Consider the following 15,602-nt stretch of genomic DNA (forward strand, 5'->3'; position numbering starts at 1 on the left):
GATTTTTATTACTTATCTACAAAACTAGCAGCCGAATTAACCGAACTTACCAGCAGTAGAAGCAATCAAGAACGCGGCGTAAGTCACGATGTAGCCAACTGTGAAGTGAGCTAGACCAACTACACGAGCTTGAACAATGGACAGAGCAACGGGCTTGTCTTTCCAGCGAACTAGGTTAGCCAGAGGAGTGCGTTCGTGTGCCCAGACAAGGGTTTCAATCAACTCTTGCCAGTAACCTCTCCAGGAGATTAAGAACATGAAGCCAGTAGCCCAAACTAGGTGTCCAAATAAGAACATCCAAGCCCAGACAGACAGGTTATTCACGCCGTAAGGGTTGTAACCGTTAATCAACTGAGCAGAGTTAGCCCAGAGGTAATCGCGGAACCAGCCCATGAGGTATGTAGAGTTCTCATTGAACTGAGCTACGTTGCCTTGCCAAACACCGAGATGTTTCCAATGCCAGTAGAAGGTCAACCAACCAATGGTGTTGAGCATCCAGAATGTAGCGAGGTAGAAGGAATCCCATGCTGAGATGTCGCAAGTACCGCCACGACCGGGGCCGTCGCAAGGGAAGGCATAGCCGAAGTCCTTTTTATCGGGCATCAGCTTAGAACCACGGGCATCCAAAGCACCTTTGACCAAGATCAAGGTGGTGGTGTGCAGACCTAAAGCGATCGCATGGTGTACCAAGAAATCGCCAGGGCCAATTGTCAAGAACAGGGAGTTAGTACCAGCATTAATGGCATCTAACCAACCTGGCAACCAAACGTTAGCGTAGTTAGGCCATGCTGTGTAAGCAATACTATCGGGGTTAGATAGCAAAGTATCTAAACCGTACAGCACCTTACCGTTAGCAGCTTGGACGAATTGAGCAAATACTGGCTCAATCAAGATTTGCTTTTCAGGAGTACCGAAAGCAACCACTACGTCGTTGTGTACATACAGACCAAGGGTGTGGAAGCCTAAGAAAAGAGATACCCAGCTGAGGTGGGAAATAATCGCTTCTTTGTGCTTCAACACGCGGTCAAGCACGTTACCTTTGTTTTGCTCTGGGTCGTAATCACGCACCCAGAAAATCGCACCGTGAGCAAAAGCACCAAGCATCAGGAATCCAGCAATATACTGGTGATGCGTGTACAACGCTGCCTGAGTTGTGTAGTCCTTCGCAATAAATGCGTAGGAAGGCATGGAGTACATGTGCTGCGCTACCAGGGAAGTAACAACACCTAGCGCTGCTAAGTGCCAACCCAATTGGAAGTGTAAGGAGTTGTTGTAGGTGTCGTAGATACCTTGGTGAGGTAGGTTGAACGGGCCTTCAACAGGAATACCAAAGAAACTCTTGGCATTCAATGCTTCTTTGAGACTGTGACCAATCCCAAAGTTTGTCCGGTACATGTGACCAGCAACAATGAATAAAACTGCGATCGCTAAGTGGTGATGAGCTATGTCAGTCAGCCACAAAGCTTCTGTCTGGGGATGGAAACCACCCAAGAAACTCAGAATTGCAGTTCCTGCACCTTGCGATGTCCCGAAGATATGTCCAGGAGTGTCAGGGTTTTGAGAGTAAACACCCCAGTTGCCTGTAAAGAAGGGTGTCAAACCGGCTGGGTGGGGTGGGGTATTCAGGAAGTTATCCCAACCTACGTGCTGACCGCGAGCTTCGGGGACAGCAACGTGAATTAAGTGACCAGCCCAAGCCAATGAACTAACACCAAACAAACCTGCTAAGTGGTGGTTTAGGCGATGTTCAGCGCTCTTAAACCATGCCAAGCTAGGACGGTACTTGGGTTGCAAGTGCAGCCAACCAGCAAACAGTAATACAGCAGCGAATAATAGCAAGAACACTGAACCGTTGTACAGTTCGCCGTTATTCCGCATACCGATGGTATACCACCAATGGTAGAGACCAGAGTAGGTAATGTTTACCGGATTACTAGCGCCCGCTTGGGTAAAAGCTTCGATCGCTGGTTTACCAAAGTGGGGGTCCCAAATCGCATGGGCGATGGGACGGATGTGAAGGGGATCTTTAATCCACTGTTCAAAGTTACCTTGCCAGGCCACGTGGAACAGGAGGCTGGATGCCCACAGGAAGATGATTGCCAAGTGACCGAAGTGAGTTGCGAAAATCTTTTGGTAAAGATTTTCTTCCGTCATGCCATCATGGGTTTCAAAATCGTTGCCTGTAGCGATCGCATACCATATCCGACGAGTCGTCGGGTCCTGTGCGAGATCCTGGCTAAATTTCGGAAATTTTGTCGCCATAGGTTTAATAAATCCTCTGACCTTTAGCCATCAAATATCAGCGTCTAGAGTCCTGAGTTCTGAGTCCTGAGTTCTGAGTTTTGACTCAGCACTCAGTACTCAGCACTCAATAACTGATTGCTACCCTACTGAAAGGATGTGTGCATGGAAGAATGCCCAAGTTGTGGCAATTCCTCCCAAGAGGTAGTGAGCTACCCCTACAGCCCGACCCTGAATAATACTCAGAGCGCGAGGCTGAATTGCTGGTGCTACCTTCAGTTTGTTATGCGCCCAAACAATGGACTCAATCAGTTCTTGCCAGTAGCCGCGACCACTGAACAGGAACATCAAGCTGAATGCCCAGACAAAGTGAGCGCCTAAGAAGAGTAGACCATAGGCAGATAGCGCGCTGCCATAGGAATTGATGACTTGTGTAGCTTGTGCCCACAAGAAGTCCCGTAACCAACCGTTGATGGTAATAGCACTTTGGGCAAAGTTGCCACCAGTGATGTGAGTCACAGTACCATCTGCATCTACGGTTCCCCAAACATCTGATTGCATCTTCCAACTGAAGTGGAAAATTACAATAGACAGGGAGTTGTACATCCAGAATAGTCCGAGGAATACGTGATCCCAACCAGACACTTGGCAAGTACCGCCACGACCAGGCCCGTCGCAGGGGAAGCGGAAGCCCAGGTTTGCTTTGTCTGGAATCAGACGAGAGCTACGGGCATACAACACACCTTTGAGCAGAATTAGGACGGTGACGTGAATGGTGAAAGCGTGAATGTGGTGAATTAGGAAGTCGGCTGTGCCCAAAGCAATGGGTGCAGCTGCCACTTTACCGCCAACAGCCAAAATACCGCCGCCAAAGACATAGCTAACTGGTTCTAGGGCATTAGGTGCAGTTGTACCAGGAGCCAAGGCGTGGATATTTTGTATCCACTGGGCAAATACTGGCTGCAATTGAATCCCTGTATCAGAGAACAAGTCTTGAGGACGACCCAATGCACGCATTGTGTCGTTGTGGATGTAAAGTCCAAAGCTATGGAAGCCTAAGAAAATACATACCCAGTTGAGGTGAGAAATAATCGCATCACGGTGACGAATTACCCGATCCAATACGTTGTTTTGATTCACAACTGGATCGTAATCCCGCACCATGAAGATCGCAGCGTGAGCTGCTCCACCAACAATCAAGAAGCCACCGATCCAAATATGGTGAGTGAATATGCACAACTGTGTAGCGTAATCAGTTGCCAAATATGGATAGGGGGGCATCGCGTACATGTGATGCGCGATGATGATGGTCAGTGAACCCAAGAAGGCCAGGTTAGTAGCCAACTGAGCGTGCCAGGATGTGGTCAGGTTTTCGTAGAGACCTTTGTGACCTTCACCAGTGAAAGGACCTTTGTGGTTTTCTAGGATCTCTTTGATGCTGTGACCAATACCCCAGTTGGTACGGTATTGATGACCAGCAACGATAAAGAGAACTGCGATCGCTAAGTGGTGATGAGCGATGTCAGTCATCCACAAGCCGCCTGTTACTGGGTTCAGACCGCCCTTGAAGGTAAGGAAGTCAGCATACTGACCCCAGTTCAAGGTGAAGAAAGGTGCTAAACCAGCAGCAAAGCTGGGATACAACTCGGTCAACAAGTCTTTGTTCAAGATGAACTCGTGGGGCAAGGGGATGTCTTTGAGAGCAACACCTGCATCCAAAAGCTTGTTGGTCGGTGCGGACACGTGGATTAAGTGACCTGCCCATCCCAAGGAACCACAACCTAGCAATACTTGCAAGTGGTGATTCAGCATCGACTCCACATTCTGGAACCATTCCAGTTTGGGAGCGCGTTTGTGGTAGTGGAACCAGCCGGCAAATAGGAATAAGCCTGCTAATACCAAGCCACCGATCGCAGTTACATAAAGCTGGAAGGAGTTTGTAATCCCCCAACCACGCCATACTTGGAACAAACCGGAGGTGATTTGAATACCGTGGAAACCACCGCCAACATCACCGTTTAAAATGTCTTGTCCAACAATGGGCCAAACGACTTGAGCGCTAGGCTTAACGTTCAACGGGTCACTTAGCCAAGCTTCGTAGTTAGAAAACTTCGCGCCGTGGAAAATCATCCCGCTCAACCAAACCATCACTACGGCTAGGTGGCCGAAGTGGGCTGAGAATATCTTGCGGGATATGTCTTCTAAATCGCTTGTATGTGTATCAAAATCATGGGCGAGTGCGTGCAGGTTCCAAATCCATGTGGTGGTTTTGGGACCTCTGGCTAAGGATCTGTCAAAGTGTCCAGGTTGCGCCCATCTCTCGAATGAGGTTGGAACTGGATCGTTATCGACGATTACTCTTGCCTTCTTTTCCTCTCGCTCCGGAGGACTTATTGTCATTTGACCTCCTCTCTTGATAAGGAATGAGGAATCATGAATACCACAAAGTGAACCATTACCGCATACTCAGAATTTTACTGAAGCCGCGATGAAGACCCTATGTGGAGAGTTGTTTCTCGTTGAATTATAGAGTCTTCACCTGCACTTTGTTGGAGATATTTTAACAATAATTCAAACTTGGTGGAAAATTGCTGAAATTACCGTCTTATCTGCCTTTTAACTTCAAACTATTTGTCTAAAAGTCAATAGATTAACCATTTTAATTTACAAAGAATAACAATTCGTAAGTTTTATGATTTTGCTGTATACACTCGAATTCCAGCTTTTACTGCTATTACTCATGAACATTTGTGTCATATTTCCATTGTTGTAAGTAAAAAGCTGTAAAAAGTATGACTTGTTTTAAAATTTACTGAAATAGACATAGGAGAACTTAGGGAATGTGAGGTAGATTTCACCTTTTGGGCTATAGTGCCAGATGGACAGTTTGAGCGAAAATAATCTGTCAATTGTCGAAGACTATCACTGGGTGCAACGCATGAACTCGTGGCAGAAAAGGGTGTTAGAGAAGCTCCTCCCTGAGAGGTTCCCGATTCTCAGGTGGATAATGACATTGGTGCTGGTATTAAGCTTGACCAGTTGCGGTGAGAAAGCCGATAGCCAGGAAGTATCTACTGGTTATAGAGAAAACCCTCCACAGATTTCTCAAATTTCAAAGCAATTTTCGGAAGTTTCCCCACCATCTGTTATCCAAGCACTGCGTCCAAGTTTGGAAGTTTATCAGCCACAAGTGGCAATTCTGACTCCAAGACCTGATGAAGTTTTCCAAAATAATAAAGTTACAGCCAGTTTTCAGGTTAAGGATCTACCAATATTTAAAGACCCACAATTACAACTGGGGCCACATCTCCATGTAATTCTGGATAATCAACCTTATATTCCTGTTTACGACCTGAATCAACCCTTGGTTTTACCAGAGTTGTCTCCAGGTACTCATACCCTGCGCGTCTTTGCCTCTCGTCCTTGGCATGAAAGCTTTAAGAATGAAGGTGCTTATGCCGAGACAACATTTCACGTCTTTACCAAAACTGACGACAATAACCCAGATGCCAAATTACCTCTGCTAACTTACAGCCGTCCCCAAAGTAGCTATGGGGCAGAGCCAATCTTACTAGACTTTTATCTCACTAACGCTCCCCTGCACCTCGTTGACAAGGAAAACACTAACGAAGGATTTAGTGATTGGCGCATCCGCGTCACAATTAATGGTGAAAGCTTTGTTTTCGATCGCTGGCAGGCAGTTTATCTTAAAGGCTTCCAAACTGGTAAAAACTGGATAAAGCTAGAATTTCTCGATAATCAGGGAAATCCTCTCAAAAATGTCTTCAATACCACAGTCAGAGTCATTGACTTCCAGCCAAAGGGTAAAGATACTTTGTCGAAAATTGTGAGAGGAGAACTCACAGCAGATGAGGTACGTGGCATTGTAGACCCGAATTATAAACTTACACCTACGCCTTCTGTTGAAAAAACACCCCAAATCCAACCGAAGCTAGAAAAGCAGCCCCTTCCTGAAACTGAAGCTCCAAAAGAATCTAAAACACAGCCAGAAGAACCAAAATTGGAAGTTCCAACGGTTGTACCATCTCCTACTTTATCCCCGACACCATCAGAACCACAGCCAACGGTAACGCCGACTCCAGAATCAACGCCGCTACCTGAAAAAGTTGCGCCTCAGCCAACAAAACCTAAAGTTGACGGATTTTTTAACCGTCGGGCGGGTAAGACACCTACTCCAGAAGTAACAGTTGAGCCATCTCCTAGTTTGCCACCTGCATTGCCAGAGATTATTGAGTCTCCAGCACCAGAAATAATTACGCCAACATCAGAACCACAGCCAGAGGTAACACCAACTCCTGAATCAACACCGTTACCTGAGAAAGTTACGCCTCAGCCAGCAAAATCTAGATTTAGCGGATATTTTAAGCGCCGAACGAGCAAGACACCTACTCCACAAGTAACAGTTATGCCATCTCCGAGTTTGCCACCCACGCTGCCAGAGATTATTGAGTCTCCTGTACCAGAACCACAGCCAGAGGTAATACCAACTCCTGAATCAACACCGTTACCTAAAATAAAGGCTCCCGAAACAGAAAAACCGGAATCAAGCAAAGACACTCAACTGTAACTCTTGCGCTAAAGCCTCAACAAATGCGATCGCACCTACAGGATTTCCTATATCATCCAACCCAGGACTGTAGCAAGCGATCGCTCCCTCACCTGGGACTATTGCGACAAGTCCACCACCAATCCCTGATTTCATCGGTAAACCAATTCTGACTGCAAACTCGGCAGAAGTTTCATACAGTCCACAAGTTAACATCACAGCATTGACAATCCGGCGATTCTGTGATTTCACTAACCCACTTTCACAAGCTAAAAGTTTTCCTAACAGGGCTAAATCTTTAACTCGCCCGGAAATACAGCATATTTGCTCATAAGTGTCAAGTGCTATTTCAAGATTTTCTAAATAACCTGTTTCGCTAAGATAGTTTGCGATCGCTTCATTGGCTGTTGAACGTGTTAATCGCACTGAAGCCAGCATTACTTCATCTAAGCTTAGTTGGCAACCTGTTAATTGGTTGAGCCATTGACAAAATAAAAGAGTGCGTTGAGTAGCATCCTTTCCTGGTAACTTATCAGCGAGGGTGATTGCCCCACTATTAATCATCGGGTTACGGGGGCGGCCGCGATCGCTAACTAATTGTTCTAAAGAATTGAAGGGTGCATCCGATGGTTCCACCCCAACCCAGCCAAAAACCGCTTCTGCGCCAAAATGTTCCAGCAGATAAAGTAAAGAAAATGTCTTAATCACGCTCATAAGCGGGAAGACACAAGCGGTATCCCCAAAGCTGATATTTTTCCCTGATTCACAGCAGACGTGAACTGCAAACCAACCAGGATCGGCTAAAGCTAATTGCGGAATGCGATCGATAACTCGTCCCTGTTTAGCCAGAATTTTAGCTTGTTCTACCCAAGCTGATAACTCCGTAGTATTTAATTTTTCAAATCCTTTCACAACAGATACACCCAGATTCAATTACGAATTACGAATTACGAACTACGAATTACGAACTACGAATTACGAACTATTATGCTTCCCCGTGTTAGAGCGCCAGAATTACCACACAATTACTCTTGGCTCAATACCGATAAACCTTTGTCTCTTAAACAACTCAAGGGTAGAGTCATAATTTTAGACTTTTGGACATACTGCTGTATAAATTGTCTGCATATTCTGCCAAACCTGAAATATTTAGAACAGAAATATAAAGATAGCCTTACCGTTATTGGTGTTCATTCTGCCAAATTTGACAACGAAAAAGAAACAGAAAATATTCGCCAAGCTATCTTGCGCTACGACGTTGAACACCCAGTTATAGTTGACAGCAATTTTCGACTTTGGGAAGAATATGCTGTACGTGCTTGGCCTACCTTAATCATTATTGATCCAGAAGGTTACGTGATTGGCCAGATTTCTGGTGAAGCAAACCGTGACACTTTAGACGAGTTGATTCAAAAACTAATTCAGCAACATCAAGATAAAGGCACGATTAATTTTCAAGAACTTAGTTTGATATTAGAAAAACAGCGCCAGCCATTAATTACTCCCCTAGCTTTTCCTGGTAAAGTTTTAGCTACCCAAGCGGGTTTGTTCATCGCTGATTCTGGACATCATCGCCTGATTATGAGTAGCTTCGACGGCGAGATTCTGCATTTGATTGGTACTGGAAAATCTGGCTTAACCGATGGTGCTTTTAACGAAGCGCAGTTTTTTGCACCACAGGGAATGGCTTATGATACAGAAAATCAAATTCTTTATGTTGCTGATACAGAAAATCATACCTTGCGGCGAGTTGATTTGAAGCGTCAAGTAGTGGAAGCGATCGCAGGAACTGGTGAACAAAGCCGGAATATTCATTCTCATGGCGGTACTGGTTTAGAAACCGCGCTGAATTCCCCTTGGGATTTAGTGAAAGTGGGAAATACCTTATTTATTGCAATGGCTGGGCCGCATCAAATCTGGGAAATGGATTTAGAAACTAGCATGATTAAAACTTATGCTGGTACTGGTGCGGAAGCTTGCGTTGATGGTTCACTTACTGAATCTGCCTTTGCTCAACCCAGTGGTATTAGCACCGATGGAAAAGAATTATATATCGCTGACAGTGAAGTTAGTTCAATTCGTGGTGTGGGAATTGTAGAACCGTATCAAGTGCGAACTGTTTGCGGTAGTGGGGGTTTATTTGGCTTTGGCGACGTTGATGGACAGGGTGAAGATGTCCGTTTACAGCACTGTTTAGGAGTTGAATTTGCTCAGAATTTTATATGGGTTGCAGATACCTACAATCACAAAATTAAATTAGTTAGTCCTAGCGGCAATTGTCAAACAGTCTTAGGAGATGGTATTGCGGGTTTACAAGATGGACAAGGTAAGAATAGCCGATTTTTTGAACCTTCGGGATTGAGTGCTAGCAGTTCATATCTATATATTGCTGATACTAATAATCATGCTATCCGCCGTCTAGATTTGAATACCTTTGAGATGACAACACTAGAGTTTTTTGGGTTATGTGCGCCGGATATTTGTATTCCGCCAAATTTATAGAATGATAATATGACGCAAAGGCACAAAGAAAAACTCTACGCCTCTGCTTGAGTTTTTAGCGGCTTTAATATCAGTATTATCACTAGATTAATATTAACAATTACCGATTAAAATAGCTAATTAATTTAAAGTATAATGCTGCTACTTCCTAATTTAAATTGACTACTGTGATTAATATGAACAAGACATACCAACTATTAGATTTTGATGCTGATGTTCTATTCTTTAATAAAGATACATATATTGTTAGCAGATTTAAAGAGTTGATATCTCAAAATTTTATAGAAAAATTTAATACAACATTAGATAATGCTAATAGCACTATTTCAGGAAGTTTTCACAAGTTGTGCATAAACGAGGACAGTTTCCAATCTGAAGATATCACATGGCAATCTTCTAGTAAAGGTATAAACTGTCGAGTTTTCAAAGTTGGCTCTACAGACTGGCAATCAGGGAAACTAATAATAAAAGTATCTACAGAAATTATTTCTCCATGTATACAACATAAATTTGGTAAAGAAAATGGCAAACTGAATATTACTGTAGTGTTAGAATTTTATCCTGATAATCCTAATAAAACTGAATCACCTTTAGATGATCTTCGTAAAATGATACAAGCAACATGAATACTATCCTCCACATTACCAAACGCCAACAATGGGAAGACGCGAAAATACTCGGTAGCTATCGCGCTGATTCGTTAGAAAGTGAAGGTTTTATACATTGTTCAAAAGCAACGCAAATACTCAAAGTTGCAAAGAGATTTTTTAATAATCAAAAAGAATTGGTAATACTTTTGATTGATTCTGAGAAAGTACAAGCTGAAATTCGTTATGAAGAGGCTGAAATTGGCGAATTATTTCCTCACATTTATGGTGAGTTAAATATTGATGCTGTGTATCAGGCGGTTGATTTTGAAGCTGGGGAAGATGGTTTGTTTGAGTTACCGCAAGAAGTTATAGATTTAGGATAACAAACCGCAGAGGCGCGGAGAACACGGAGGAGAGATGGAGAGAATTTAAGCGATTGCTTTTTAGCTAGGACGTTTGCTACATCCAATTTGGTAAAATTCCCTTTTCGCTCATCTAAAATTTGAGTAAAAATGAAATCATTATTTAACAACTAACATCAGATGGTTACTCTTCAACTCAAACAAATTCGAGTTCCAGCAGGGCAAAGAATAATCCTGGAAGATGTGAGTTGGCAAGTATTTGAAGCGATTCTCAACGAGTTAGGAGAGCATCGTGGGAGTCGATTAGCATACAGCCAAGGAACACTAGAAATTATGGCTCCATTACCAGAACATGAGCGAGCTAAGGTAATTATCGGAGACTTAGTAAAAGCCTTGCTAGATGAACTCAATCTGAATTGGGAATCTTTAGGTTCAACCACCTTTAAGCGAAAAGATATAAGTGTAGGTATTGAACCTGATGATTGTTTTTATATTCAAAACTATCAGCTAATGATTGGCAAAGATAAGATCGACTTAACGGTTGATCCTCCTCCTGATTTAGCGATTGAAATTGATGTCACCTCTAAAACCCAAATTAGTGCATATCAGGCGTTAAAAGTACCTGAGATTTGGCGATATGAAAGCAAAAATTTAGAAATTAACTTATTGCAAGGTGAACAATATATCAAGTCTCTCACAAGCGCCATATTTCCTGGTTTTCCTGTCAATGAAATAATTCCTCGGTTTGTGGAAATGGCACGAACCACAGGAACCAGTTCAGCACTTAGATCATTTCGACAATGGTTAAGAGAACAAATACAAGACAGCTAGGGTGAATAGAATTCACCCCTATACAAACAAAATTTAAGTCCAAATTAAGGTTTTAAAACCCACCTCTGTCGGTTTTGCTTGTGTAGACTAAGTTTCTAACCACCCAAATAAAGAGATTCCGCGCTTTACTTAAAGAACGGGGAATTAATAATCCAGAGCAATTGTGACCGAATTTAATTTACAAATCCAAGAAAATAGCGATGGCTGCGCCAATGCCAAGGGCGAACGCTTGTCTTCTCATATAGAGGATGCAGCACCTAGCTTACTTCCCTCCAGTAATACGATACACTGCACCGACACTAAAGGCGATCGCATTGACCGTTTCCTTTCGCAAGAATTACCAGATTTATCCCGTTCGCGCATCCAGCAGTTAATCGAACAGGGTAATGTCCAACTTAATGATAAAGTTTGCACTTCTAAGAAAATCAATGTCAAGCTAGGCGATCGCATCACTCTGGAAATACCAGAAGCACAACCCCTAGAACTGCTAGCAGAAGATATCCCGTTAGATATCCTCTACGAAGATGACCAATTACTTATTCTCAACAAACCCGCAGGTTTAGTTGTCCATCCCGCACCCGGTCATCCAGATGGCACACTGGTAAATGCTTTATTGGCTCACTGCCCCAATTTACCAGGGATTGGCGGAGTCCAACGTCCGGGAATCGTCCATCGATTGGATAAGGATACAACAGGAGCGATCGCGATCGCAAAAACAGAAGTTGCCCATCATCACCTACAAGCTCAACTGAAAGCTAAAACTGCACGCAGAGAATACTTGGGCGTGGTTTATGGTGCGCCAAAAGTTGAGAGTGGCACAATTGACTTACCCATTGGTCGCCATCCACAAGACCGCAAAAAAATGGCTATTATGCCTATTGAACAAGGCGGACGATCTGCCGTCACTCATTGGCAAGTACTAGAACGCCTCGGTAATTTCACTTTAATCCGCTTCCAACTAGAAACTGGACGCACTCATCAAATTCGTGTCCATAGCACCAAAATGGGTCATCCCATTGTCGGCGACCCAGTTTATAGTTCTGGTCATTCAGTGGGCGTAAATTTGTCCGGTCAAGCACTACACGCTTGGCGGCTAAGATTACAGCATCCCCTATCCGGCGAGATGATTGAGGTGACAGCTACCCCTCCCACCCAATTTACAAAACTTTTGGAGATGCTAAAAAGACGAACTACACTTTAGCTCATCTCAGGCATACAAATCACTCTATTTTACAGACATAGGGCATTAACAAAAAACCATACCCATTCTCAATTCCCAATTCCCAATTCCCAATTCCCATTAACAACTAGCGTGCATCAGACATGGGATAGAGTCTGTTTCACTAGTTATACCTAAATGAAACTCCTACATAACCCAAGACTCATGCACGCTATAAAATGATCAAACCGATGTACTAGACAGCCGCCGACCAAAAATTGTTACTTAATTCCAGCTAACTGGCGATAAGGTACAGACTTTTCGATATCGATGTTGAATGACGAGATTCTTTGTGGCGTATTGCCAGTTGCATTGACACTTTGTGCCATAGTCAAGAACAGAGCTGGATCGCCAGCTTTTGGCTTTTGCTCTTGTGGAAGGAATCTGCGTACTTCGACCTGCCAAATGATTTGGGGGAAACCCAGTTTGGCACGGTGGTAATCTTCGTATCGCGGAGATTTGATGTTAAATGGCAACTCACCTGTAGATTGAGATGGCAGTATCCGACGGCGCTGATAGGGCACTGTGGAATATCCAAAATTGCTCAGGTACTCTTCAGTGTTGAGAACTTCATCAACAAAGCCTACAATACCCTTGGTAGCGACCACAATTGACCAAGCGATTTTTTCGCGCTCGTTGTATGGGTCACGTCCTAGAACGCGCTGAATTACTTGCTCAACAAAGCGGTAATTATTGTTGAGGTCGTAGAAGCTTTTCTTAAAGGTATTGGAAAGCACCAATCCACGAACAAAGTCTCGTACTGTAATTTGTCCATTACGGAGCTGAGACTCTAAATATGTTTCGCGATCGGCAGCAAAAGCATAAAAGAAAAGTTGACGATATGCTGCTTCGATCAGATCGCCTAAATCTGATGGAGACAGGATATTGTCTGTAGTAAAAATCCTGGGCTGTTCATCACCCGGTACTTCATATCCAGCGACACGCTGGTTTTGACTTGAAGGTTCATATTCTAACAGAGGAATTGCCATTCTAAAGCCTCCATGTTCTTAATTAAAGTTAACAACTTTAAATCACATATTAAGGGAGTAGTTGTATCAGAACCTCAGATTCTGATAAAATTTCACGAAACTTAACTAAGGGTGATTTTAAGTATTGGGTATGAAAAACGATTAGCACACTGGATTTAACCCATAGCTAATCAATAAAAAAGTAGTGCAACTTCCAGCTTAATAGTTACTGTAAATGACTAAAAAATTTTATTCACATATTTCAGATTAGAAGATTGAGTTTCACTTTTTTTAACTGAAGCAATAAAATTTAACATTTAGCAAAAGAAATTAATAGAAGATTGGGAATTGGGCATTGGGCATTGGACAATTAGACAATAATTAATAGTTCTTCTTCTCGTGCCTCCCCTGCCCTCTTTCCCCCTGCCCTCTGCCCCCTTCAGCGACCTATCCAAAATTCCAGAGGATCTATGGTTGACTTACAGTAAGGCCAGCTACGCAAAGTTGCTTCCATTCCTTCCTCCCAGTAGGGTGGTTCTAATCCCAGTCCTAAACATAGATGAGATAGGATGCTAGCAAACTGCTGATTGTGACCAAAGTCTCCTAGATGGGCATGGGCATATTCATGGACGACTACACCAAACCAGTCTTTAGGTGCAACTCGACCAACATCTACCAAAATAGTGATTGGATTTGTGAGAATATTGCACAGCCCGTCTATGCCAAAAGATTGAGCTATGGGGACTGCAAAAATTTGGATGTGGCGACGCTCTTGCGGATGAAAGCACTCATGACAAACTTCTAAGTAGGCGTTGATCTGAGCGTTTACGGTGTTAATATTTTCGCCAATCCAAGTACAAATGGGAATGCGATCGCGCAGGTTATCGAACACATCCACCATCCCCGGCTCTAGGGCAAGTCTCTGCACCCGATGCAGATAATCTTGCCCACAAGTAAAAGCATCACTTTGCTTGAGATAATTCACCAACCCAGAACTGAATAAAATTGTCTTTTTTCTACATCTTGCACTTGTGCGGATGTCACCTGTTCTGTGCCGGAAACCTCAACAGAACTTTCGATGCGGCTTTCAGTACAAAACGATGCCGTACTGAAGCCACCAAACCGTTTTACTGTACTGGTTCGCAGTCGCATATTTGGGCTGGCAAACCAGAACCTCTCAATGGAACTCATTGTTTCGTATTCGGTTGTCAACACTAGTCCATCTTCATCATCCATGTGAAAAAGACCGACTACAGGCACAATTTCGGCATAGCCTCTTTCGCGCAGTAATTTGCCAGCCCTTGGGTTATCCTCATCAGGCACGATCGCAAATATAGTTTTCCCCTGATGGTTCTCTTCGTTCTCTCTATCCCAAGCCATTGTGCCTAGCCAACGCACACGTGACCCTCCTACTGAAAGGCTGGGGTCAATTTCATGATACTGGCACAGTTCAATGATTTCTGGATGATTGGCTTCCAGAGTTTCTACTTGTATATCCGATTCTCCCGTCTCTGAGCGCTTGAACGCCAGGTGATGAGTTGCTCGTTGCGATCGCCACTTACCAGCACTTAGCTGAAAAAATTCCATTGCGTCTATCAATCTTCTGACTCCTACTTATGACTCCTGCGGATGATGTTATACGTGTTTTTTATTTTTACAGTTATTGGTATATAAACATTCTAAACATTACAGCGATTAGCGATCGGCTTCAACAAACTCCCTACAAACGCAGGGTGAAATAGAGATGTTGTTACCCAATTGTAAATTTTTATGAGGGCGGTTATTTATAGCTTGACAATGTGGACAATTTGATATCTCGGTGCTAAAATAGTTGAAAGCGATCGTCTTCACATTACTAGTAACAACCGATACCTTCGATTCAGTCAATCAGAGGAGTGTAATGATGGATTTTCCAGTCGAATTAACATTAGAGCAACAGTTTCGCTTACAAAATTTAAAAGACCAGGTAAAGAGTTTGAGCCAACAAGAAGCTCAGGAATTTTTGTTAGAAGTTTTACGGCAGATGATGGTAAAAGATAATTTAGTCAAACATCTACTAAAACAAGCTTGATAAAGTAAAAAAAAGAATATCCTTTCCTAAAGACTTACGCAGTGGCAGAGTTCCGTTGAAATGCGTAAGTCTTAATTTTTTAGTAGGCATTGGAAGAGACAGAGAGCAGTGAGCAGAGGAGCAGAGAAGCAGAGGAGAATAGGGAATAATCAATGCCTATTGCCTATTCCCCATTCCCAATGCCCAATCCCCAATCCCCTATACCCAAATTAAATATTACAGATTATTACTTTGTCTCTCATAGTAAAGAC

The 15,602-nt window shown here is 43.3% G+C and carries 13 protein-coding genes; 7 read left to right on the top strand and 6 right to left on the bottom strand.

Going from position 1 to position 15,602, the window contains the following annotated elements; translation table 11 throughout:
* Positions 1 to 36: 36 nt before the first annotated feature.
* Both psaB and psaA read right to left on the bottom strand, forming a co-directional pair.
* Complete coding sequence (psaB, locus tag ACFFRD_RS33800; RefSeq protein WP_114081190.1) at positions 37 to 2,262, bottom strand: photosystem I core protein PsaB; 2,226 nt, start codon at positions 2,260 to 2,262, stop codon at positions 37 to 39.
* 120 nt (positions 2,263 to 2,382) lie between these two features.
* Positions 2,383 to 4,641 carry a photosystem I core protein PsaA gene (psaA, locus tag ACFFRD_RS33805; protein ID WP_114081191.1) on the bottom strand — a complete coding sequence of 753 codons (2,259 nt, stop codon included), beginning with the start codon at positions 4,639 to 4,641 and terminating at the stop codon, positions 2,383 to 2,385.
* A gap of 538 nt (positions 4,642 to 5,179) precedes the next feature.
* Between psaA and ACFFRD_RS33810 the strand changes: the two genes are divergently transcribed.
* Positions 5,180 to 6,829 (top strand): hypothetical protein, encoded by a 1,650-nt coding sequence (locus ACFFRD_RS33810; RefSeq protein WP_392483237.1) that lies wholly within the window; start codon positions 5,180 to 5,182, stop codon positions 6,827 to 6,829.
* Here the strand turns inward: ACFFRD_RS33810 and glsA are convergent.
* Positions 6,806 to 7,720, bottom strand: a complete 915-nt coding sequence (gene glsA, locus ACFFRD_RS33815) for a glutaminase A (RefSeq protein ID WP_392480208.1) — start codon at positions 7,718 to 7,720, stop codon at positions 6,806 to 6,808. The two genes, ACFFRD_RS33810 and glsA, sit on opposite strands and share 24 nt — an antisense overlap.
* A gap of 75 nt (positions 7,721 to 7,795) precedes the next feature.
* Here glsA and ACFFRD_RS33820 point away from each other — a divergent pair, with 75 nt between their 5' ends.
* The 5 genes from ACFFRD_RS33820 to ACFFRD_RS33840 all read left to right on the top strand — a co-directional run bounded on the left by ACFFRD_RS33820 (position 7,796) and on the right by ACFFRD_RS33840 (position 12,294).
* A complete protein-coding gene (locus tag ACFFRD_RS33820; RefSeq protein ID WP_392480209.1) occupies positions 7,796 to 9,310 on the top strand; it encodes a thioredoxin-like domain-containing protein in 1,515 nt (504 codons plus the stop codon).
* A gap of 176 nt (positions 9,311 to 9,486) precedes the next feature.
* Positions 9,487 to 9,936 (top strand): KGK domain-containing protein, encoded by a 450-nt coding sequence (locus ACFFRD_RS33825; protein WP_392480210.1) that lies wholly within the window; start codon positions 9,487 to 9,489, stop codon positions 9,934 to 9,936.
* Complete coding sequence (locus tag ACFFRD_RS33830; protein WP_392480211.1) at positions 9,933 to 10,283, top strand: DUF952 domain-containing protein; 351 nt, start codon at positions 9,933 to 9,935, stop codon at positions 10,281 to 10,283. Before ACFFRD_RS33825 ends, ACFFRD_RS33830 begins: the two co-directional genes overlap by 4 nt.
* 159 nt (positions 10,284 to 10,442) lie before the next feature.
* Positions 10,443 to 11,093, top strand: coding sequence for a Uma2 family endonuclease (locus tag ACFFRD_RS33835; protein WP_392480212.1), 651 nt, complete (start codon positions 10,443 to 10,445; stop codon positions 11,091 to 11,093).
* Positions 11,094 to 11,376: 283 nt separating this feature from the next.
* Positions 11,377 to 12,294, top strand: coding sequence for an RluA family pseudouridine synthase (locus tag ACFFRD_RS33840; protein WP_392483239.1), 918 nt, complete (start codon positions 11,377 to 11,379; stop codon positions 12,292 to 12,294).
* Between the two features lie 239 nt (positions 12,295 to 12,533).
* Here the strand turns inward: ACFFRD_RS33840 and ACFFRD_RS33845 are convergent, their stop codons facing one another.
* From ACFFRD_RS33845 to ACFFRD_RS33855, 3 genes are all read right to left on the bottom strand, one after another.
* A complete protein-coding gene (locus ACFFRD_RS33845; protein WP_012410166.1) occupies positions 12,534 to 13,301 on the bottom strand; it encodes a phycobilisome rod-core linker polypeptide in 768 nt (255 codons plus the stop codon).
* A gap of 418 nt (positions 13,302 to 13,719) precedes the next feature.
* On the bottom strand, positions 13,720 to 14,265 hold the full coding sequence (locus tag ACFFRD_RS33850; RefSeq protein WP_392480215.1) for a hypothetical protein: 546 nt from the start codon (positions 14,263 to 14,265) through the stop codon (positions 13,720 to 13,722).
* Positions 14,262 to 14,876: a phycobiliprotein lyase gene (locus tag ACFFRD_RS33855; protein WP_114081247.1), complete on the bottom strand. Its 615-nt coding sequence runs from the start codon at positions 14,874 to 14,876 to the stop codon at positions 14,262 to 14,264. The genes ACFFRD_RS33850 and ACFFRD_RS33855 overlap by 4 nt, the downstream gene beginning before the upstream one ends.
* A 304-nt stretch (positions 14,877 to 15,180) precedes the next feature.
* On the opposite strand from ACFFRD_RS33855, the gene ACFFRD_RS33860 reads away from it, so the two are divergent.
* Positions 15,181 to 15,351 (top strand): NblA/ycf18 family protein, encoded by a 171-nt coding sequence (locus ACFFRD_RS33860; protein ID WP_012410163.1) that lies wholly within the window; start codon positions 15,181 to 15,183, stop codon positions 15,349 to 15,351.
* The last annotated feature ends 251 nt before the right edge of the window (positions 15,352 to 15,602 follow it).

This window comes from Nostoc sp. C110 (genome assembly GCF_043099725.1).
Taxonomy (GTDB): Bacteria; Cyanobacteriota; Cyanobacteriia; order Cyanobacteriales; family Nostocaceae; genus Nostoc; species Nostoc muscorum_A.

Excerpts from the sequence above, each read along its gene's own strand:
- ACFFRD_RS33860 (WP_012410163.1), top strand. The coding sequence starts at position 15,181 with ATGATGGATTTTCCAGTCGAATTAACATTAGAGCAACAGTTTCGCTTA.
- ACFFRD_RS33845 (WP_012410166.1), bottom strand. The coding sequence starts at position 13,301 with ATGGCAATTCCTCTGTTAGAATATGAACCTTCAAGTCAAAACCAGCGT.
- ACFFRD_RS33830 (WP_392480211.1), top strand. The coding sequence starts at position 9,933 with ATGAATACTATCCTCCACATTACCAAACGCCAACAATGGGAAGACGCG.
- ACFFRD_RS33810 (WP_392483237.1), top strand. The coding sequence starts at position 5,180 with ATGAACTCGTGGCAGAAAAGGGTGTTAGAGAAGCTCCTCCCTGAGAGG.
- ACFFRD_RS33825 (WP_392480210.1), top strand. The coding sequence starts at position 9,487 with ATGAACAAGACATACCAACTATTAGATTTTGATGCTGATGTTCTATTC.
- ACFFRD_RS33835 (WP_392480212.1), top strand. The coding sequence starts at position 10,443 with ATGGTTACTCTTCAACTCAAACAAATTCGAGTTCCAGCAGGGCAAAGA.
- ACFFRD_RS33820 (WP_392480209.1), top strand. The coding sequence starts at position 7,796 with ATGCTTCCCCGTGTTAGAGCGCCAGAATTACCACACAATTACTCTTGG.
- psaA (WP_114081191.1), bottom strand. The coding sequence starts at position 4,641 with ATGACAATAAGTCCTCCGGAGCGAGAGGAAAAGAAGGCAAGAGTAATC.
- psaB (WP_114081190.1), bottom strand. The coding sequence starts at position 2,262 with ATGGCGACAAAATTTCCGAAATTTAGCCAGGATCTCGCACAGGACCCG.